General features: G+C 44.4%; 21 protein-coding genes and 1 tRNA gene. 5 read left to right on the top strand and 17 right to left on the bottom strand.

Annotated elements, in window-relative coordinates; genetic code table 11:
• Positions 1–8: 8 nt before the first annotated feature.
• Positions 9–93: transfer RNA gene (locus CYQ88_RS08050), tRNA-Tyr, on the bottom strand.
• Positions 94–301: 208 nt separating this feature from the next.
• Here CYQ88_RS08050 and CYQ88_RS08045 point away from each other — a divergent pair.
• Both CYQ88_RS08045 and bioA read left to right on the top strand, forming a co-directional pair.
• Positions 302–1,042, top strand: a complete 741-nt coding sequence (locus tag CYQ88_RS08045) for a pseudouridine synthase (RefSeq protein ID WP_101840848.1) — start codon at positions 302–304, stop codon at positions 1,040–1,042.
• Positions 1,043–1,124: 82 nt separating this feature from the next.
• Positions 1,125–2,423, top strand: coding sequence for an adenosylmethionine--8-amino-7-oxononanoate transaminase (gene bioA / locus CYQ88_RS08040; protein WP_101840847.1), 1,299 nt, complete (start codon positions 1,125–1,127; stop codon positions 2,421–2,423).
• Positions 2,424–2,478: 55 nt separating this feature from the next.
• Here the strand turns inward: bioA and CYQ88_RS08035 are convergent, their stop codons facing one another.
• Positions 2,479–3,264: a DUF4395 family protein gene (locus tag CYQ88_RS08035; protein ID WP_233188845.1), complete on the bottom strand. Its 786-nt coding sequence runs from the start codon at positions 3,262–3,264 to the stop codon at positions 2,479–2,481.
• A 188-nt stretch (positions 3,265–3,452) separates the two neighbouring features.
• Between CYQ88_RS08035 and CYQ88_RS08030 the strand changes: the two genes are divergently transcribed.
• The gene (locus tag CYQ88_RS08030) at positions 3,453–4,514 is read left to right on the top strand and encodes a peptidase M42 (RefSeq protein ID WP_101840845.1); all 1,062 of its coding nucleotides are present in this window, start codon (positions 3,453–3,455) and stop codon (positions 4,512–4,514) included.
• Here CYQ88_RS08030 and CYQ88_RS08025 read toward each other — a convergent pair.
• From CYQ88_RS08025 to rpe, 11 genes are all read right to left on the bottom strand, one after another.
• Positions 4,511–5,476: a zinc transporter ZntB gene (locus tag CYQ88_RS08025; RefSeq protein WP_101840844.1), complete on the bottom strand. Its 966-nt coding sequence runs from the start codon at positions 5,474–5,476 to the stop codon at positions 4,511–4,513. The genes CYQ88_RS08030 and CYQ88_RS08025 overlap by 4 nt on opposite strands.
• Before the next feature lie 21 nt (positions 5,477–5,497).
• Positions 5,498–5,914, bottom strand: a complete 417-nt coding sequence (locus CYQ88_RS08020; protein WP_101840843.1) for an OsmC family protein — start codon at positions 5,912–5,914, stop codon at positions 5,498–5,500.
• A 10-nt stretch (positions 5,915–5,924) separates the two neighbouring features.
• On the bottom strand, positions 5,925–7,121 hold the full coding sequence (locus CYQ88_RS08015) for a type III PLP-dependent enzyme (protein WP_101840842.1): 1,197 nt from the start codon (positions 7,119–7,121) through the stop codon (positions 5,925–5,927).
• Between the two features lie 48 nt (positions 7,122–7,169).
• On the bottom strand, positions 7,170–8,039 hold the full coding sequence (speE, locus tag CYQ88_RS08010; protein WP_101840841.1) for a polyamine aminopropyltransferase: 870 nt from the start codon (positions 8,037–8,039) through the stop codon (positions 7,170–7,172).
• Positions 8,029–8,526: an adenosylmethionine decarboxylase gene (speD, locus tag CYQ88_RS08005; protein ID WP_101840840.1), complete on the bottom strand. Its 498-nt coding sequence runs from the start codon at positions 8,524–8,526 to the stop codon at positions 8,029–8,031. The genes speE and speD overlap by 11 nt, the downstream gene beginning before the upstream one ends.
• Positions 8,527–8,825: 299 nt before the next feature.
• Positions 8,826–9,629 (bottom strand): indole-3-glycerol phosphate synthase TrpC, encoded by an 804-nt coding sequence (gene trpC / locus CYQ88_RS08000; protein WP_101840839.1) that lies wholly within the window; start codon positions 9,627–9,629, stop codon positions 8,826–8,828.
• Positions 9,630–9,684: 55 nt separating this feature from the next.
• On the bottom strand, positions 9,685–10,707 hold the full coding sequence (trpD, locus tag CYQ88_RS07995; RefSeq protein WP_101840838.1) for an anthranilate phosphoribosyltransferase: 1,023 nt from the start codon (positions 10,705–10,707) through the stop codon (positions 9,685–9,687).
• Between the two features lie 33 nt (positions 10,708–10,740).
• A complete protein-coding gene (locus tag CYQ88_RS07990; RefSeq protein WP_101840837.1) occupies positions 10,741–11,319 on the bottom strand; it encodes an aminodeoxychorismate/anthranilate synthase component II in 579 nt (192 codons plus the stop codon).
• Between the two features lie 23 nt (positions 11,320–11,342).
• A complete protein-coding gene (gene trpE, locus CYQ88_RS07985) occupies positions 11,343–12,848 on the bottom strand; it encodes an anthranilate synthase component I (protein ID WP_101840836.1) in 1,506 nt (501 codons plus the stop codon).
• A gap of 173 nt (positions 12,849–13,021) precedes the next feature.
• A complete protein-coding gene (locus tag CYQ88_RS07980; protein ID WP_101840835.1) occupies positions 13,022–13,708 on the bottom strand; it encodes a phosphoglycolate phosphatase in 687 nt (228 codons plus the stop codon).
• Between the two features lie 112 nt (positions 13,709–13,820).
• Positions 13,821–14,525 (bottom strand): ribulose-phosphate 3-epimerase, encoded by a 705-nt coding sequence (gene rpe / locus CYQ88_RS07975; RefSeq protein ID WP_101840834.1) that lies wholly within the window; start codon positions 14,523–14,525, stop codon positions 13,821–13,823.
• 150 nt (positions 14,526–14,675) lie between these two features.
• Here rpe and CYQ88_RS07970 point away from each other — a divergent pair, with 150 nt between their 5' ends.
• Positions 14,676–15,563 carry a phosphoribosylaminoimidazolesuccinocarboxamide synthase gene (locus CYQ88_RS07970; RefSeq protein WP_101840833.1) on the top strand — a complete coding sequence of 296 codons (888 nt, stop codon included), beginning with the start codon at positions 14,676–14,678 and terminating at the stop codon, positions 15,561–15,563.
• Position 15,564: 1 nt separating this feature from the next.
• Complete coding sequence (bioD, locus tag CYQ88_RS07965) at positions 15,565–16,251, top strand: dethiobiotin synthase (RefSeq protein ID WP_101840832.1); 687 nt, start codon at positions 15,565–15,567, stop codon at positions 16,249–16,251.
• A gap of 63 nt (positions 16,252–16,314) precedes the next feature.
• Here the strand turns inward: bioD and fba are convergent, their stop codons facing one another.
• From fba to gap, 4 genes are all read right to left on the bottom strand, one after another.
• Complete coding sequence (gene fba, locus CYQ88_RS07960) at positions 16,315–17,379, bottom strand: class II fructose-bisphosphate aldolase (protein WP_101840831.1); 1,065 nt, start codon at positions 17,377–17,379, stop codon at positions 16,315–16,317.
• Positions 17,380–17,519: 140 nt separating this feature from the next.
• Positions 17,520–18,962 (bottom strand): pyruvate kinase, encoded by a 1,443-nt coding sequence (gene pyk / locus CYQ88_RS07955; protein ID WP_101840830.1) that lies wholly within the window; start codon positions 18,960–18,962, stop codon positions 17,520–17,522.
• Positions 18,963–19,140: 178 nt separating this feature from the next.
• Positions 19,141–20,322: a phosphoglycerate kinase gene (locus CYQ88_RS07950; protein WP_101840829.1), complete on the bottom strand. Its 1,182-nt coding sequence runs from the start codon at positions 20,320–20,322 to the stop codon at positions 19,141–19,143.
• Between the two features lie 163 nt (positions 20,323–20,485).
• A complete protein-coding gene (gene gap, locus CYQ88_RS07945) occupies positions 20,486–21,484 on the bottom strand; it encodes a type I glyceraldehyde-3-phosphate dehydrogenase (protein WP_101840828.1) in 999 nt (332 codons plus the stop codon).
• Positions 21,485–21,489: the final 5 nt, after the last annotated feature.

The raw sequence follows: 21,489 nt of genomic DNA, 5'->3' as shown, positions 1-21,489 counted from the left end.
AAATTGAATGGTGGAGGGTAGTAGATTCGAACTACTGAAGGCGTTGCCAGCAGATTTACAGTCTGCCCCCTTTGGCCGCTCGGGAAACCCTCCCAATCAAATTGATGGGCGTATTTTAATTGAAAATCCCTTAGTGTCAAGCAAAAATCCGTTTTTTTATCAATTCCCCTCCCAGACGAATCCAATAAGGATTCAGTTCCCGGATTTCTGTAAATTTCCTTATCCAGCCACCCAACAAATTCACTTTTACCTTACAATGTGTTTTCTTCACATTTACCTGAATTAGAAAGTTCAATATTTTATGCAAACGCATTGTGACCTAACACAACTTCACAATATCTATCAAGACGATGCCATTGTCGCCATTCATAAACCAGCAGGATTGTTGGTTCATCCTTCTGCGATTGATCGACATGAAACCCAATTTGCCGTCAACTTAACGGAAGACCTGATTCAACAGCGTGTTTACCCAGTTCACCGCTTGGACAAAGCCACCTCTGGCATCTTATTATTTGCACTCAGCTCGGCGTATGCACGCCACCTAAGCGAACAATTCCTGTCACACCAGATTCAAAAAAACTATCTGGCAATCTGCCGTGGATGGATAGCCGATTCAGGCGTAATCGATCATGCGTTGAAATATAAAATTGACCCGATTGCCGAACCCAATAAAAAACCCAAGCCACCGCAAATGGCGATCACACATTATCAATGCATGGCCACTTGCGAAGTCGATCATGCAATCGGGCGTTATCCAAGTCAACGCTACAGCCTAGTTAAACTGCGCCCAAAAACCGGTCGAAAGCACCAGCTTCGCCGGCACCTAAACCATATTAACCACCCCATTATTGGCGATGTTCAATACGGCGACCGCCATCACAATCATTTTTTTAATGAATTGCACTCCTACCATCGCCTCTACCTTGCGGCCACAGCGTTAAACTTTACGCACCCAGAAACCCAACACCCCATAGAGTTAACTAGCCCACTAGAAACCTCTTTTCAAAACACCTTAAATGCCTTGGACTGGCAGCCAAAATGACCAGGCCTGGCCATTTTTAACCGAATATCGCCACCTATCGCTAAGCTTGTATAATAAGATGAAACACAACACGAGGAAAGCCATGACAGACTGGACTGCAAACCTTCAATTTGATCAATCTCATATTTGGCATCCTTATGCCAAAATGCCCAACCCGATTCAACCATTGGCCGTCACCAAAACACAAGGCTCAATCATAACGCTTAGTAATGGGCAAGAATTGGTTGATGGCATGAGTTCTTGGTGGGCGGCGCTTCATGGCTATAATCACCCTCGTATTCAAAAAGCCATGATTGAACAAATTGAAACGCTGCCCCATATTATGTTCGGTGGCTTAACCCATGAACCGGCAATTGAGTTAGCAAAACGGTTGATCAAACTGACACCGGAACCATTACAAAAAGTCTTTTTTACTGACTCTGGCTCTGTGGCCATGGAAGTGGCGATTAAAATGGCGCTGCAATATTGGATCAGTTTAAGCCAGCCACAGAAGCATAAGTTACTGGCACTCAAACATGGTTACCACGGTGATACCTTTGCCACTATGGCAATTTGCGATCCTGACAACGGCATGCACACCCTGTTTGCGGACAACCTAACCCCGCATTTTTTTGCCCCTGCCCCTCGGATGGGGTTCGATATTGACTCTGACAATCAAGATATTGATGCGTTTAAAAAGGTGCTTGAACAACATCACCATGAGATCGCTGCTGTCACCTTAGAGCCGATCGTACAAGGCGCTGGAGGCATGCGTTTTTATCGACCGGACTACTTACGTCAAGTTCGACAGCTTTGTGATGACTATGATGTCTTGCTCATTGCGGATGAGATTGCCACCGGATTTGGCCGAACAGGCAAATTATTTGCCTGTGAGTGGGCCAATATCTGCCCAGACATTATGGCACTGGGTAAAACCCTAACGGGTGGCCATATCACCCTAGCCGCGACCTTAGCGACAGAACAGGTCAGTCAAACGATTAGCGAAGGCAACCCGGGGTTGTTAATGCACGGCCCCACCTATATGGCTAATCCGCTGGCTTGCCGAGCAGCCGCGACCAATATTGATGTTCTCCTTGACTCGCCTTGGCAAACCAATATTGCTCAAATCGAACAGCAGCTACAGCAAACACTGTTGCCATTGAAATCGGTTAATGGGGTAAAAGATACACGGGTACTTGGAGCTATTGGCGTGATTGAACTGGAACGATCTGATTTAGGCGAGACCATTCAACGACTGGCTGTCGCCGAAAATATTTGGATTCGTCCTTTTGGCAAGTTAATTTACACCATGCCGGCATACAATATTCCACCGACCCAGCTCAACCAACTCACCACCGGTATCTGCAAAGCCGTCACTCAAGCATTGGCTGACATAAACTAGACAACAGAAACGTGTCAACTGGGTAGCGAATCACATATAAAATGACCAGGCCTGGTCATTTTTGTTGCGCCTGCTCAAGCTCTGCTTCCAAACGCTTACGCTCCTCTATCCAAGCTTTCTCTGCAAAATCCACATTCATACAATCATAACAATGTCGTTTAAATATCCCCAGCTTGGCCAGTAACCAATGCAACTTACAGCCCAAGCACCAGCCAAACGTGGCCTCTAACCACATCAACCCAAAACACACCCACACCAATAGCGGAATGAAAAACGGCATCCAATTCGACGTGGTCGGCAATAATTCCATCCCGCTGACGCCATTTACAAATCGCGCAAAACTATCAGGATTAAAAAAGAGTAAACACGATGAAATCAATAGCGCCCCAATTAGCCAAGCAAACCGTTTGGGTTTTAGCGGTTCCCATTTGGGCGGAATATTTCTTGTTAGATAGGTTGCAAGATGTACTGTCGGTGATAAATAGGCCGTCTTAATAAACATACCGGACAACATTTCAAACAGTCCGTAAAACAGCACCCAAGTCGGCACCGTATAATCGAATGCAGTCTTATAAGCTTGCACAGTAAAAATGACTCGAAGATCTTCAGTCAGCTCAAAGGTTTCTTCCATTGGACCATTCGTAAACACGGTCCATGTCGACGCATTCACGGTTGTCAGTAATACCGTAATCATATAGACCGGTAACAACAACATCAGGCCGGCTCTTAAGCGAACCGCGTGATGGTTAATAAACACCACGTCTTCTGTTCGATCTCTAAACCACAAATACTTAAAGTGATAACGCATCCAACTCTCCTTTTCTGGGTGCATTCTTGCCATTTATTTTTCGACAAACTGCTGCTATTTTAATCGACTCCATTCCTCCGCGCAGCGTGATTGATTCAAATCCACAATTGATTCCCATTTTAGTTTGACTATAGATTCATTCATCTCATCAATATATTCACTTTTCAATCAGCGTTAGGATACACTTTCAATTTCAACAGCCTCAGCATGAGTAACCAATAATGGATGATTTCAGTGACTTCTTAGACTTGCTTAAAGCCTTAATCAGGCAACCCAGCGTTGTCGGAGCGGAACATGCTTTTTTTCGAGTATTGCAACGAGAACTTGAAGAAAGGGGTGCAAAGGTGACCTGGTATGAGGGCTTACTGGTTGCTCAGGGCTCACAACCGGATAGTTGTCATTTTTCTAGTCACATTGATCGTCATGGTTTAGTTTGCACTGGGCCAAATGAGTTTCAATTTGCTGCCTTTGTTGCTGGAAAAGTGACCAACTTGCTCGGCAATGATGTGGGTAACGAACTCAAACTCACTCTAATGAATCGCTTTGAGAATACCCCTGTACTGGCTTATGAACCTTGGTCAGGTGCTTATCGTGGGTCTGGCACCATTAATAATGCCTATATCTGTGAATTTCGCCAAAATCTAATTTTTGAAGTCGATGGCTTGGAACACTTGGTAGCTGGCACCCCGGTTGGCTTTCAGGACCGATTGCGAACTGACGACACCTTCTTATCCGGTCAATTGGATAATGTGTTAACCGCTGCAATGTTGGTACACCTATTTAGTCGAGGCTATCAAGGTACCGCCTTTTTTACCGCTGAAGAAGAGTCCGGTGGCAGTTGGCGCTATTTACTTGAATGGTATCGCCGATTTGGAGAATCCACCAACAACTTGTATGTACTAGACACCAGTCCCTATCGCAACCGAGAAGAAGCTGATAAACAGTCGGTTGTGCTTCGCAATAGAGATGAGCATGCCCATTTTCACCCTGAAACCACCCAAGCGGTGGCACGCATCTGTGCGGAGCAAGGCATTTCTTTTAGCTTTAAAGATCTATACATTGAGCAACTCAATCAACAAAGCCTCAACCCTGACACCCCCAGATTAGGGTTAGGTCGAACAGAACTCGGTCGCATCACAGCCAACGCCGATGGACTGGTTCACGGCACCACCATTCAAATTCCGACCACGGGCTATCACACCATGAATGAAACCGCATCGATCACTTCGGTCAAGGCGTTTATGAAACTGATTGAGCAACTGGCAAACAGGGCGATTGATTAAAGCCAACGTCGCCAGCGAAAATAGCCCAACTGAAGAACCAACAGCAACGCCATACCCGAGACGACGTACCAAAACCCACTGGCATTTTCGGTACCTGGCATCCCGCCGACATTGATTCCAAATAACCCGGTAAAGAATCCCAACGGTAGAAAGATTGCCGTAATCACGGATAACACATATAACCGACTATTTAACTCTTCTGAAATTCGGTTCTGCAGTTCTTCTTGAGCGATTATAGCCCTTTCCCGTAATAGCTCTAAGTCCTCTAAATGTCGTGTTATCCGATCCACCACTTCTCGAAGCTGAACCTTCTCACTGCCGGTTAACCAGGCGAGCTTTTCCATTGAGAATGCCGATAGCGCTTCTTTTTGTGGCGCAATATAGCGCCGCATAGCCATGACATGACGACGGTACTCGCTCAATTCTGATCGCAACGTCACTTGACGAGAATCAATCACCAACTCCTCAAGTTCTGCCATTTGCTCATCAAAATCGCCGAGTACCTTACCTATCTTTGATGTCATATTGGATGCCAATTCCACTAGAATTTCCGCCGTGGTGCGGGGGCCTTGACCTCTCTCTAAGGCCTGCACCATTTCTCTGACAGCCAACAATTGCCGGTTCCTGGTTGAAATCAGTCGATGTTCGTCTCGCCACAAACGCAATGCAACCATATCATCTGGGTCTGATTGCGGGTTCAAGTTCACCCCGCGCCATGCAATAAACACCCCGTTTTCCTGCGGGCTAAATCTAGGGCGTGAACCACCACTTAACAGCGTCTCAATAATAGCCTCATCCAATTGATCTTGGCTTTGAAACCACGTTTTTACATCTGCGGTAGCATAATCAAAGTGCAGCCATAATTCACCGTCTTCAGGGCGCCACTGCTCAACAGCCGACCAAGGCAATGATTGAGCACCCCCTTGACCATCAAGCAATAATGCATGAATCAACCCATTCATAGCGCCTCCTTTGGTGAAGGATTAGAGCGTAATAATCTCGAAATCGTGCGACATCTCAACCGAGGCTTCGAGCATTTTTGAAACCGAGCAATATTTTTCCGCCGACAGATTCACCGCTCGTTCGACTTTCTTCGGATTTAGATCCTGTCCCGTTACTATAAAATGGACATGAATTTTGGTAAAGACTTTCGGCACGGTTTCGGAACGCTTAGATGTAATGTCGACCTGACAGTCTTCAACCGCTTGTTTGGCTTTCTGCAACATCATAATCACATCAATACTGGTACAACCGCCCAACCCCAGCAAGACCAGCTCCATCGGACGAGCGCCTTTATTTTCACCCCCGACCTCCGGCGCTGCATCCATTAAAATGGAATGCCCACTTTCTGTCGTTCCCTCAAATGATAATCCGCCCTGCCATTTTACCTGTGTGGTCATATTCTCTTCCTTATTCGTCTTCTGGGTGTTCGATTAAATCTTCAACGACCACCACCTTAGGCTTTGGATAATAGTTAAATTCCGAAGCAGATGCAATGGTATAAGCCCCCATTTGTTTAGCAATCAATATATCGCCCACCGCCAAATCAGGGAGTTCGATATCTTCATCGACCACGTCAATGCTGTCACAAGTTGGCCCTGCCAAAACACTGGGATAAAAATCACCGGTTGGGTCAAACGGCTTTAAAGGGGCTACCGGATATTTCGCATGATCATACATCTGGCCACTAAAGGCACCATATACCCCATCGTCCAAATAATACCAAGTACGTGCACCGCGTTTAGCTTTGCCAACCACACTAACCACTTCTATCATTGACGGCGCGGAAATAAACCGTCCAGGTTCGGCAAACACCTTGATCGACTTGGGCAAGACAGATAACGCCTCCACAATCGGCGCGCAAAAGTCTTCAATCGGCATGACTGGCCCCTGATAGGACACGGGGAAACTGCCGCCTATGTCCAACCATTTCCAATGGACGTGCCGCATTTCTTTCATCGCCGCCGCTGATGCTTGAATGGCATTGACCTGCGCAAAAGGCGACAATGACTGAGATCCAACATGAAATGACAAGCCAGACACCGTTAAACCATTTTCCACCGCCAAATTGACCAGGCCTGGTAATTCTTCCAGCGCAGAACCAAATTTTCGAGACAAATCCACCGTCGCATCCTGACTTCGGAAACTGACGCGTATCATCAGTTCCACTTCGTCTTTATAAGGAATAAACTTCAACACCTCGTCAGGGTTGTCTACCACAAAACGACGACAGCCAAATTCCAATGCATGACGAATTTCACGGTCTTTCTTAATCGGATGGGTATGAATGCATTGATCTCCCACAATCCCAAGCCCTTTCACCAAGTCTACTTCACCAGAAGTTGCTAGATCGAAACTGCCTCCTAGCTTCTTCAATCGACGAATGACGGCTGGATGGGAAAAAGACTTCACCGCATAAAATAACTCAACCCCTGGCAATGCTTTCTGTAGAGCGCAATATTGATACTCAATTTCCTGCAAATCTAACACCAAAAACGGCGTCTCATGCGCTTTCAATAAATCCCTTAAGGTCGAACGGTCAAATTGCTCTAATTCGTCCGGGTGTGTTTGTTCTGCAAAATGCTGGACAAGTTCTGCTGTATTCAATGTATTTTTTGCTCCAAAAGACGGTTGCCTGAAAGTAAAAGTGTGATTTTAAGACTGCATCGCGTCTTGTACATATTTGGGAAGTGCAAAAGCACCAAGGTGAAGCTCTGGCGTATAAAAGCGCGTTTGAATCCCCGCAGCATCATAACGAGACTGAATCACTGCCAATGGTTGTTGTTTTAATGCCGCCTGATCGGTTGCCCAAGCAAATGTCATTATCCCTCCGACATAGGTGGGTACCGCCGCCGCATAGAAGCTGGCTTGTTGAAATAAAGGCGTCAATCGCTTAAAGGTCGTAAACACTTCATCGGTTTGCATAAAGCTGACCCCATTTTGTGCTACAAACACACCGCCGGGGTTTAAACAGCGCTGAATCCCTTGGTAAAAACGCGACGTAAATAACACTTCTCCAGGGCCAATCGGATCGGTGGAATCTGAAATAATCACGTCAAACTGCTCAGCACAGTCAGTGACAAAGTCAACCCCATCCGCAATCACAATATTGGCTTTTGGATCCTCAAATGCGCCAGCTGAATGATTCGGCAAATACTGAACACACATATCAATCACCTGTTGATCAATTTCTACCTGGGTCACCGACTCGACGCAGGAATGCTTCAGTACCTCTCGTAAAATACCTCCATCGCCTCCGCCAATAATCAGCACCTTTTTGGCATGGCCATGCGCCAGCATCGGCACATGTGTCATCATCTCATGATAGATAAACTCATCTTTTTCAGTCGTTTGAATCACGCCATCCAATGCCATTACAGTGCCCCATTGATCATTTTTAAAAATAACCAAATGCTGGTGCCCTGTATCCACTTCAAACAACACTTCGTCAATAACAAATTGCTGCCCCCAACTAGGGTAAAGTGTTTCTAGATACTTTTTTGCTGTTTGCGTACTAGCTGACATCAACCACTTCTCCTCTCATTAGGTTATCGACTTGAACCTGAGTCGGGGTAAAGGCGGCTTGTAATACAGCAATCGCCTTTTCAGGTTCAGAGTCACCGCACATAAACACATCAAATGCTGCGTAATTGCGTTCAGGCCAACTATGGACACTAATATGAGATTCTGCCAATACCGCCACCCCCGAAATACCACCATTTGGCGTAAAGTGGTGCAAATGAATATGTAATAAAGTGGCTTTGGCACTTTCAACCGCCTCACGTAGGGCTTTTTCCATTCGTGGTAAATCATCTAAATGAGATGCGCCCCAAAAATCGGCAATTAAATGGGTTCCGGCAAAGGTTTTGCCATCACGGCAAATAAAATGGTCCAGGGTTTGATCTTCAACTGCTTGATCATGAGTAGGCCAGCTATCATCAATCACAGTGGTTTTTTCAATCACTTCAAAATGGTCGTTACCCGTGACCAGGACGTTTTCTGAATTAGGCATTAAGAGGTACCTTATAAAACACCCGCAGAAAAGAAATGCATACGGATGAATGATTAATAATAGTTCACAAACAAAGGCATAGTTTGATGAACCCCAACCACCTTTCATTTCATAACGTTAGGTGAGGAAATAACCATTTTTCTTTTGGAAAAAAGGACAGCGTATTATTCCGCTTTTTTTGAACAATGCAAGTCTTTTTTATAAAAATATTTAATCTTTAATTGATTGATATAACAGAATAAATTTAACAATTTCGTAAATGATCTTTGTATTAGACCCCGCGTCCAGGCTTTTCAGTGCTATTGAAATAGCTCAGCCAACTTTTCACCAGGGTTGTCAGCGCGCATAAAGGCTTCACCGACCAGGAAACTGTTGACATGATGGGCGCGCATAGTCGCCACATCTTTTGGCGTTAAAATGCCACTTTCCGTAATCACGATTCGGTCATCATCAATCATATCCAACATTCGAATCGTCGTTTCTAATGAAACATCAAACGTATGGAGGTCACGGTTATTAATGCCAATCATCGGTAATGGCAAACGTAAAGCCCGTTCCATCTCAGCTTCATTATGCACCTCAACCAACACATCCATTCCCAGCTGCATTGAGGTTTCTGTTAGCTCGTACAACTGAGCATCACCAATGGCTGCTGCAATCAATAAGATGCAGTCGGCACCGATGACCCGAGCTTCATACACTTGATAATCATCGACAATAAAGTCTTTACGAATAATCGGTAAGTCCACAGCAGCACGAACCGCTTGTAAGTATTCATTTGACCCCTGAAAGAAGTCCTGGTCAGTCAATACCGATAAACACGCCGCGCCATGGGCTTGATAACTCTGTGCAATTTCAACCGGATTAAAAGGATCACGTAAAACACCCTTACTGGGCGAAGCTTTTTTGATTTCCGCGATCACCGCTGATTGGCCTTGATCCAATTTCGCTTGCAAAGCATCAGCGAAACCACGCGTCGGAGAGGTCGTCATCATCAACGCCTTCTGCTTCATTTCGCGCAAGGGGGTTTTTTCACAGTTTTGCTGTATTTCTTCTAGCTTGCGAAAAATAATCTTCTTAAGAATATCTGGCGTCTGATTCATGGTTTGTCTCTAGTCAAATAAATGCCATAGAAAACACCCAGGCCTGGGCGTTTTGCTATTTAAATTGGTTGGTTAGGTTAATAAAGTCAGCAAAAAGCTGTTTGGCTGAGCCATCAGCAATCACCGCACGAGCCTTGGCGACCCCATCTTGATAGGTTGGTGCTAGGCCTGCCACATAAATGGAAGCACCAGCATTCAAGCTGACAATATCAACTGCTGCAGGGTGTTGATTATCAAAAACAGCTTGAATAATCTCCAAACTGTCTGCCGAAGATTGAATTTGTAAGGCGGTTAAATCCGCATGATGTATCTCAAAGTCTGCCGGATTAATTTGCCATTCGGTAATCTGACCCTCTTTAAGTTCAACAACCTGTGTCACACTGGCAATACTGATCTCATCCAAGCCATCTTCCGCATGTACTACCATCACGTGTCGAGAACCCAGGTTTGATAATACCTCGGCAAAAGGTCTTAGCAAAGCGGCATCATAAACGCCTAACACCTGTGCGGGTGCCTGTGCTGGATTCGTCAAAGGTCCCAACTGATTAAAAATGGTTCTGACGCCGATTTCACGGCGTACACCAATCACATGCTTCATCGCACTGTGATGCGCCGGCGCAAACATAAAACCAACCCCAACTTGTTCCACACATTGGCTAACCTGATCGGGGGTTAAGTTGAGATTGACACCCGCTTGTTCCAGTAAATCGGCACTACCAGACTGACTGGATACCGAACGATTACCATGCTTAGCAACCTTTGCCCCCGCAGCGGCGGAAACAAAAGCCGATGCAGTAGAAATATTAAAGGTATTGGCGCCATCTCCGCCTGTGCCGCAAGTATCAACTAAGTGGGTTTTCTGTTCAATATGAACAGGCGTTGCTAAGGATCGCATCACCGATGCTGCGGCACTGACCTCTGTCACTGTTTCACCTTTCGCTCGAAGCGCAATTAGAATCGCCGCAATTTGTGCCGGCGTGGCAGAACCTGACATAAGTTCTTGCATAACGGCTTGCATTTGTTCAGCGGTAAAATCTTCACGTCTTAATAATTGTTCTAAAGCTTCTCGTAATGACATGTTCAATCCTAACAGTTAGCGAGCGCGCACAGCTTATTGCTCTAAAAAGTTTTTCAACATTGCATGACCCTGTTCGGTCAAAATGGATTCTGGATGAAATTGCACCCCTTCAATCGGCAAGGTTTTATGTCTCACCCCCATAATCTCATCTTGATCGCCGTTTTCAGTTTGCGTCCAAGCGGTCACTTCCAAGCAGTCTGGCAAACTCGATTGTTCTATTACTAACGAATGATAGCGAGTGGTCTCTACAGGGTTCGGCAACCCTTTAAAAACTCCCAAATTGTGATGATATACCGGGGACGTTTTACCATGCATCACTTGTTTGGCGCGAATAATCTGACCGCCAAAAGCCTGGCCGATGCTTTGGTGCCCTAAACACACACCTAAAATCGGAATTTTACCCGCAAAATGCTGGATTGCAGCAATCGATATCCCCGCCTCATTCGGGGTACAAGGGCCGGGTGAAATCACCAAGTAATCTGGTGCAAGCATTTCAATGGTTTCGATATTAATTTGGTCATTGCGATGGACATGGACATCCTGACCCAACTCACCAAAATATTGCACTAAGTTATAGGTAAACGAATCGTAATTATCAATCATTAACAACATGTTATTTTATTTTCCCTTGGCCATTAACGATGTCCGACATCTGGATTGTCGGTCTTTAATCCATTTGTCACAAACTCTGCAGCCTTAAAGATTGCACGGCCTTTATTCATCGTTTCATCCCATTCCAGTTGCGGATTCGAATCTGCAACCACTCCGGCACCGGCCTGAACAAATAAACGACCCTCTTTAATCACGGCGGTACGAATAGCAATTGCCGTATCCATATTGCCATGCCACCCTAAATACCCAACCGCTCCAGCATAAACGCCACGTTTGACCGGTTCCAATTCATCAATAATTTCCATTGCCCGAATTTTTGGCGCGCCGGAAACGGTTCCGGCGGGGAAGGTCGCTCTTAATACATCTAGTGCCGACATTCCAGGCTTGGCTTGACCATTCACATTGGAAACAATGTGCATGACGTGAGAATAGCGTTCAACGATCATCTTCTCCGTCAACTCAACGCTTCCAACTTGGGCTATTCGCCCAACATCATTACGCCCTAAATCAATCAACATCAAATGTTCAGCTAATTCTTTAGGATCTGATAGGAGATCAGCTTCCAACGCTTGATCTTTTTCTGGCGTCAGACCTCGACGACGGGTTCCGGCAATCGGTCGAACCGTCACCTTATTGTCCTCCAGGCGAACGAGTATTTCAGGAGAAGACCCCACGATTTGTAAATCGCCTAAATCTAAAAAGAACATATAAGGGGAAGGATTCAGATAGCGCAAAGCACGGTAAAGATCAATTGGCGAAGCATTAAAATCAACTGCCATTTGCTGTGAAATGACCACCTGCATCGCATCGCCGGCTAAAATATACTCTTTAATTTTTGCCACGGCCGCTTTAAATGCCTCTTCCCCAAAGCTCGATTCAAAATCTTGTTCGGTCAAGGTCTCTTCTTGGGGAAGATCATTAGGCACCAACATCGGTTGATTAATCATTTCTGCAATCTCGGCTACGCGCGCTTCTGCCTTAGCAAGTGCATCCTGCTGCGATAGATCCGCGTGAACAATCACATGAACCTGGCCACTAAGATTATCAAATACCACGATTTCTTCTGATACTAAAAGCTGAATATCAGCGGCCTCTATATCATCCCTTTCAGGTTGCGAATCTTGAAGTCTTGGCTCAATATAGCGAATTGTATCATAACCAAAATAGCCCACTAACCCGCCTGTAAAAGCAGGTAATCCAGGCTGCTGATACACTTTAAACCGAGATTGAAAAGCCGCAACCCACGCCAAAGGATCGTCGGTCATTTGTTGCTCTAATAATTGCTCACCATCAAACAAAGAAACTTGATGACCAATAATTTCTAGTCGCTTTTGACACGGCAATCCAATAATGGAATAACGTCCCCATTTATCACCACCCTGTACCGACTCAAACAAATAACTATTTGGCTGGTTCGCCACCTTATGGTACACACTTAAGGGTGTGTCATAATCGGATAAGATGGTGCGCATGACTGGCGCGGTTTGGTAACCTTGCTGATGAAGTTGGGTAAAGTGCTGCTGTGTCATGGGCGTCTCGTTTTTAACGTGCGCTTAGATTCAACGCGGATATAGCGATTGAGTCGAAAGTATTGATAGACACCGGAGAATGAACACCAAAACGGTCGCGTCAGCACCGTTAAAAAGGCTCTAAGAAACGATATCATTCTGGTGATTCTCCTTACACTCGTGGGATTAGCCGTTTAGGGTTTCGCCACTAAATAGTTTGGCAGTTCCATAAAAGAATCCATGACCGCATCGGGCTCATAGTCACGAATATCTTCACCATGATTATAACCATACGTCATACAAAAGATGTGAAAGCTTGCTGCTCTCGCCGCTTTCACGTCTGAACGAGAATCGCCAATCATTAAGGCATTCTCAGGAGATACACCTAATTGTTCAGCAGCAAATAATAACGGCATTGGATGGGGTTTTTTCTCAGCACAGGTATCGCCCGAAACAACCACTTCGAAATATTCATACAACCCCTTATCTTTTAATAAAGGAACCGTAAAGGCCTCAGCCTTATTGGTGACACAAGCAACGCGATAACCTTGTGCTTTCATCCATTCAATCCCTTCAACCACGCCATCGTATACACGACTTCGTTGTGAGGTATTCTCTTTATATAAATCTAAGAAAATGGGATAGGCTTTTTCCATTAACTGCGGATCAGGCATACCCTCTACTGAGTTGATTAGCGCTCTTTCGGTCAATCGTTGAACGCCATTGCCTACCCAATTTCTGACCGCTGCTTCGCCACGCACTGGCATATCCAGTTGCTTCATCATTTCATCAACGCAATAGGCTAGATCTGGAACACTATCAATCAAGGTTCCATCTAAATCGATTAAAACAAAGCCTGGATGAATTTTTTGCTGAGTCATTACTAATTTCCATATTGTTCGGCTGGTCAGCCATATCAAGGTCATGCCTAGAACGCAAAACGCCAGCTTTGACTGGCGTTTATCGCGTCGCGACTACAATGTCAGATTGAGCTTAAGCCTTAGCCAGCTCTTCACGCATCTGTTGAATAACCGTATCATATCGGTTGGCATCTGCGGCATTAGCCTTACCAAAAATTCCCGAACCAGAAACAAACGTATCACAGCCCGCAGCCGCCACTTCAGCAATATTTTCAACCTTAACACCACCGTCAATTTCCAAACGGATATCGCGTCCAGATGCATCAATCATTTGTCTGACCGCTTTCAGTTTTTCTAATGCCTGTGGAATAAAAGCTTGTCCACCAAAGCCTGGGTTAACTGACATGATTAAAATCATGTCGATCTTATCCATTACATGCTCAAGATAGTTTAAAGAGGTGGCTGGATTAAATACCAAGCCAGCTTTACAGCCTTCAGCCTGAATTAACTGCAAAGAGCGATCAACATGTTCAGATGCTTCCGGATGGAATGTAATATAGTCAGCACCGGCCGAAGCGAAATCGGGAATAATTCGATCAACAGGCTTGACCATCAAGTGAACGTCAATCGGGGCTTTCACACCCTCTTTATCCATGAAGTTTTTTAACGATTCACACACCAAAGGCCCGATGGTTAAGTTCGGAACATAGTGATTATCCATCACATCAAAATGCACAACATCTGCACCAGAAGCTATCACATCTTTTACATCTTTACCTAATTGTGCAAAATCCGCAGACAATATCGAAGGTGCAATCCAATTTTCTTTTTTAGACATTTATAATCCCCATTAAATCAATTCAAAATATTGACAGCATTTTAACAGAGACCTTTGTATAATTGGAAACAAATTATCTGTCCATCATCTTGTTTAGCATCTTGCGTGAGATTGGCCGCAATACAAATTATTACCTTAGGATATGTTTATATGCACCCACTATTCGAATCCAGCCTCACGAGTCTTCCGTTAATCAATAAGGGCAAGGTTCGCGACTTATATGACATTGATGATAACCATCTTCTAATTGTCACGACTGATCGAATCTCTGCTTTTGATGTCGTACTCCCCACACCCATTTCTGGAAAAGGCCGGATCCTTACAGAAACAGCTCAATTTTGGATGCATAAGGCCGAATCCATCCTTCCCAACCAATTAGCAACCGATCTAAAGTTGGCCGATATTTTAACGCCAGAAGAGTTATTACAGCTCGACGGTCGAGGAATGATTGTTAAAAAATTAAAACCCCTTCCCGTTGAGGCCATCGTTCGAGGGTATTTGGTAGGATCTGGTTGGAAGGAATATAAAAAGAAACAAACTGTGTGTGGTATCAATCTTCCTAAAGGGCTTAAAAAAGCCGAAAAATTACCTGAGCCCTTATTTACCCCTTCAACCAAAGCTGAAGTTGGTGAACATGATGAAAACATCTCTTTTGAAGAAGTCGTTTCGCTCATTGGTCAGGAAAGAGCCGAAAAGGTCCGCGATTTAAGTTTGGCCCTCTACAAAATGGCTGCTGATTTTGCTATTGAAAGAGGCATTATCATTGCTGACACTAAATTCGAATTTGGTGAAGATGAAGCCGGTACCATTCACCTGATTGACGAAGCTTTAACCCCCGATAGCTCGAGATTTTGGCCAGTTAGCAGCTATCAAGTGGGGAAAAACCCACCCAGTTTTGACAAGCAATATATTCGTGACTATCTCGAGTCACTAGACTGGGACAAAACGGCACCCGGACCTGAATTACCAGACGAAGTAATTGAAATGACATTCCAAAAGTATCAGGAAGCGCAATCACGACTAATGGACAATCCATAACATGAACACTGCTAGCCCTTTTACCGCTTTATTTGATCAACTAAAAACCACCCTTCCAGGTGGTTTTTTTGTAACCGGAACCGATACCGATATCGGCAAAACCTATGTCAGTTGTCAATTAGCCAATGCCTTGCAACAAAATCAACCAGGCCTGGTTATTTCTGCTCGCAAACCCATCGCTTCTGGAGCTCTAAGAGATCACAACGATACACTGTATTCTGAAGATGCTTTACAGCTTCAACAAGCAACGGGAAACCATGAAACCCTAGTCGAAATCTGTCACTATTTATTTGAAGAGCCAATTTCACCGGCAAGAGCCATTCAACAAGCAATCAACCAAGGTGGTGAACGCATTTGTATCCAGAACTTGGTTAGTGCCTGCCGTGTTCCAACAAATCATTTTGCATTAGTCGAAGGGGCTGGCGGCATTTATTCTCCGCTTGCTATAGATGGGCTTAATATCGATCTTGCCACCGCATTGCAACTACCCGTTATCTTAGTGGTCGGCAATAAGCTCGGGTGTCTGAATCATGCTTTACTGTCAATAAGCGCCATTGAAAATGCTGGGCTGAAGCTACTTCACATTTTTGTTAACAATCTATCTGACCATGCTGACCCTAATACGCTTAACGACTTGCAAAATCTGACCGTCTACCCGATTTCCCAAATCCCTTTTCAAACTCTATAACTTTCTTTAGGCATAAAAAAACCCGAGACAAAGCTCGGGCTCTTCGGTAAGGCTCAGTGTAATTTATCTTACTTTCTGATCCAATGAACCATTAGCATAACGCGCCTGCATTTCTTCAAGTCCTAATGCCTTGATTTTACCAGCATGACCCGCACAACCAAATGCTTCAAAACGTGCTTTACAGATTTCCATCATCGCGTTTTCTGCTGCATTGTAGAATTTACGAGGATCGAAGTTAGAAGTGTTTTCAGCAAGGTGCTTACGGATTGCACCAGTAGATGCCATACGTAAATCAGTATCGATGTTTACTTTACGCACACCGTACTTGATACCTTCAACGATTGCTTCAACAGGTACACCGTAAGTTTGACCCATATCACCACCGTAGTTATTGATGATCTCTAACCACTCTTCTGGAACAGAAGAAGAACCGTGCATTACGATGTGAGTGTCAGGAATACGCTCATGGATTTTCTTGATTTGGTCAATCTTAAGAACATCGTCAGATGGCTTAGAAGTAAACTTATAAGCACCGTGAGAAGTACCAACAGCTACTGCTAGAGCATCAACGTTAGTATCTTTAACGAACTGTGCCGCCTCTTCAGGATCAGTTAATAGAGAAGAGTGATCTAGAACTTCATCAGAACCATGTCCATCTTCTTCACCCATCTTACCAGTTTCAAGAGAACCTAGGCACCCTAGTTCACCTTCAACAGAAACACCACCAGCGTGAGCGATCTTTACAACTTCAGCCGTGATACCAGCATTGTATTCATAAGAAGCTGGAGTTTTCATATCTGCTTCTAAAGAACCATCCATCATTACTGATGTAAAACCAGACTGGATTGCACGTAGACATACGCCAACGTCAGAACCGTGATCCTGGTGCATTACAACAGGAACGTTAGGGAACATTTCAACCGCAGCAGCGATCATGTGACGCAGCATTGGCTCACCAGCGTACTTACGTGCACCAGCAGAACCCTGAAGGATTACTGGAGAATCTACAGCGTCAGCAGCGCGCATGATTGCACGAACTTGTTCCATATTGTTTACGTTAAACGCAGGCATACCAAAATTATTTTCTGCTGCGTAGTCCATTAATTCACGAAGTGTAATCATCGCCATGTGCGTGACTCCTCTATTAGTTTAAAAAATAAAAATCGTTTCAGTTTTGACCAATTCAATGATTGATTTAACTGCTTGCTCAAACATTCTGCAAAGAGTACTGACTATCATCAGTAACTCTTTGGATTCATTATCAACTGTTAAGGGACCTTAACAATTTCCATTTGATTGGTTCCGCCCATCAAGCCACGTGACTGTCCACGTGTTACCACCACCAAGTCGCCAGCTTTAGTCACGCCTTTTGCCTTTAATTCAAGGAGGATTTGGTCTTGAACTTCTTCATCTGATAAGCCGGTATAATCAACCGTTGTCGGATAAACACCGCGATATAGTGTTACTTTCCGACGCGTATCCAGATGGGGTGTCAGGGCAATAATTGGAATGCCGGAACTGATACGCGACATCAATAATGGCGTATTTCCAGATTCAGTCAACGCTGCAATGCAAGTCACGCCAAAATGGTTAGCGGCATACATGGCTGACATCGCAATGGTTTCATCCACCGCAGTAAAGGACTCATCAATACGATGGGTTGATTCACGGGTACTTCTGGATTTTTCAGCTTCTCTCGCTATTTCGGCCATAGTTTTGATGACCAAACTTGGAGAGTGACCTGTTGCAGTTTCGCCGGATAACATGACTGCATCGGTTCCATCCATGACCGCATTCGCAACATCAAACACTTCTGCACGTGTCGGAATCGCATTTTCAATCATGGTTTCCATCATCTGCGTTGCGGTAATAGTAATGCGGTTGAGTTGACGTGCACGCTTAATCATTTTCTTTTGCAGAGCTGGGAGCTGGGCATCCCCAACTTCAACCCCTAAATCTCCGCGTGCAATCATAATGACATCAGATGCAAGGATAATACTGTCGAGCGTGAAATCATCATTCACGGCTTCGGCACGTTCGACTTTTGACACAATGCTACAAACCAATCCGGCTTTTTCCGCTAAGGAACGACAATACTCAACATCTTCCGCACTTCTTGGGAACGAAAGCGCTAAATAGTCACACTGGATTTGGGCGGCCGTTAAGATATCTTCCTTATCTTTCTCTGTCAATGCTGCAGCAGATAAACCACCGCCTTGCAAATTAATACCTTTATTGTTTGATAATTTACCGCCAACAACAACGGTACAAATAACGCGCTCGCCGACAACTTCATCGACATCCAATACCACGCGACCATCATCAAGCAATAAACGATTCCCAGCTTTCACATCATAAGGCAGGCTCTTATAGGTCAACCCGACCTCATTCTGATTTCCCGCTAGTGGATCAACATTATTGTCCAATGCAAATTGATCACCAGGCATCAAGAAAATGCTGTCATCCGCAAAACGTGCGATGCGTATTTTTGGCCCTTGTAAATCAACTAAAACCCCAACCTCTCTATCGAGTTTTGCGGCAATTTCTCTAACTTGACTTGCTCTTGCAATATGTTCTTCTGGGTTGCCATGCGACATATTGATGCGGACAACATCAACGCCAGCCTCAATAATTTTCTTTAGCTCCCCTTCTCTATCGGTAGCGGGACCTAAAGTAGCAACAATTTTTGTTCTTCTTAAACCTGATGGCATGTTATTTTTTTGACCTTTTAAGTTTTAGCGATAGAAAGCAAGACGTCTCGCAAAATAAATTCCAAATCAAATTCATTTACCGAGGCATCCTTTACTCTTTCAAACCGCCCATTTCACATAGTATTAAAAAATTTAAAAGGTCAGGTAATCTAGATTACCTGACCCTCTCATTTGAGTTTTATTTTGTTGCGGCTTTTTCAAGCATCTCAACAGCAGGTAAAGTTTTTCCTTCTAGGAACTCAAGGAAAGCCCCACCACCGGTTGAAATGTAAGAAACCTTATCCGCGATATCATATTTGTCAATTGCAGCAAGGGTATCACCACCGCCTGCAATTGAAAAAGCGTTTGATTCTGCAATCGCCATTGAAATCGCTTTGGTGCCTCCACCAAACTGATCGAATTCAAATACACCGACAGGACCGTTCCAAACAACCGTACCGGCATTCTTAATGATTGCAGCCAATTCCGCCGCAGAATCTGGACCGATATCAAAAATCATATCGTCATCACAAACTTCTGAGACATTCTTCGTTTCTGCAGCAGCAGACTCAGAAAACTCTTTACCACAAACAACATCAGATGCCAGTGGAATCGCTGCACCACGTGCTTCCATGATTTCGTTCAGTTTCTTACAAGTGGGCACCAAGTCTGATTCAGATAACGACTTACCGACATTGTGACCTGCCGCTTCAATAAAGGTATTGGCGATACCACCACCCACAACGAGTTGATCTACTTTTTCAGAAAGCGATTCTAGCACGGTTAGCTTAGTGGAAACTTTAGAACCACCAACAATCGCAACCATTGGGCGAGCAGGATTATTTAAAGCCTTACCTAGTGCATCTAACTCAGCCGCCAATAAAGGACCAGCACAAGCCGTATCAGCAAATGCGCCGGCACCATGAGTTGAAGCCTGTGCACGGTGAGCCGTACCAAATGCATCCATTACATAGACATCACAAAGCGCTGCATATTGCTTAGAAAGAGTCTCGTCATTTTTCTTTTCGCCGACATTGAAACGTACGTTTTCTAATAGAACAACTTCACCTTCTGCGACTTCAAAATTTCCATCTAGGTAATCTTTAATCACACGCACTTCTTTTCCAAGCTTTTCACTTAAGTTTGCTGCAACAGGCGCTAAAGAGAAAACTTCTTCATAGTTCCCTTCAGTTGGACGACCCAGGTGAGACATCAGCATTACCTTAGCACCGGCCTCAGCAGCCATTTTGATAGTTGGTAAGGATGCACGAATACGTGCATCAGACGTTACCTTTCCATCTTTAACAGGCACATTCAAATCTTCACGGATTAGAACGCGCTTACCAGCCAAGTCTAAATCTGACATTTTAATAACAGACATATTGAGTCCTCTTTAAAGTTTAAAAAACACTGAACCAGTGTAGAAAAAATAAAATTTTCTTTTCAGTACTTCATGAAATACGGATAAGAAAATCCATTTGGAGGCTAATACAAGCCTCCAAATGAAAAATTCAGATACTCCTCAAAAATGAGAAGCGACAGAATTATTTACCAACGTGCTCAACAACACGCATCATATTGCAAGTATAACCATATTCATTGTCATACCAAGCAACGACCTTCACAAAAGTTGGATCTAGTGCGATACCGGCTTTTGCATCAAAGATTGATGGGTGAGAATCACCACGGAAGTCAGTTGAAACATTCGCTTCTTCGGTATAGCCTAGAACACCAGCCATTTCGCCTTCAGATGCTGCTTTCATTGCTGCGCAGATTTCATCCATAGAGGCTTCTTTTTCTAGCTCAACAGTCAAATCAACAACAGAAACGTCAGAAGTAGGTACACGGAAAGCCATACCAGTTAATTTGCCATTTAATGCTGGCAGTACTTTACCAACCGCTTTTGCAGCACCGGTTGAAGAAGGAATAATATTCTCAAGAATACCACGACCACCACGCCAATCTTTCATAGAAGGACCATCAACGGTTTTTTGAGTTGCAGTTGCCGCATGAACAGTTGTCATTAGACCACGCTTAATACCGAAGTTGTCGTTTAGAACTTTAGCAACAGGTGCTAAACCGTTCGTGGTACAAGAAGCGGCAGAAACGATGGCTTGACCAGCATATTCGTTATGGTTAACACCATAAACAAACATAGGCGTTGCATCCTTAGAAGGCGCTGATTGAACAACTTTCTTCGCACCTGCGTCTAAATGCGCCTGACAAGATTCTTCAGTCAAGAAGAAACCAGTACATTCGATAACAAGGTCAGCACCTACATCAGACCAAGCTAGGTCAGCAGGGTTACGCTCAGCAGTAATACGGATAGTCTTACCATTAACAATTAAGTTACCGTCTTTAACTTCAACAGTTCCATCAAAACGACCATGAACAGAATCATACTTCAGCATATACGCTAAGTATTCAGGATCAAGCAAGTCATTGATTGCAACAACTTCAATGTTTTTAAAATCTTTTGCTGCAGCACGGAAAGCCATACGTCCGATACGACCAAAACCGTTAATACCTACTTTAATTGTCATATTAT

The organism is Hydrogenovibrio sp. SC-1 (genome assembly GCF_002848135.1).
Taxonomy (GTDB): Bacteria; Pseudomonadota; Gammaproteobacteria; order Thiomicrospirales; family Thiomicrospiraceae; genus Hydrogenovibrio.
This window is presented reverse-complemented; position numbering and strand designations above follow the sequence as displayed.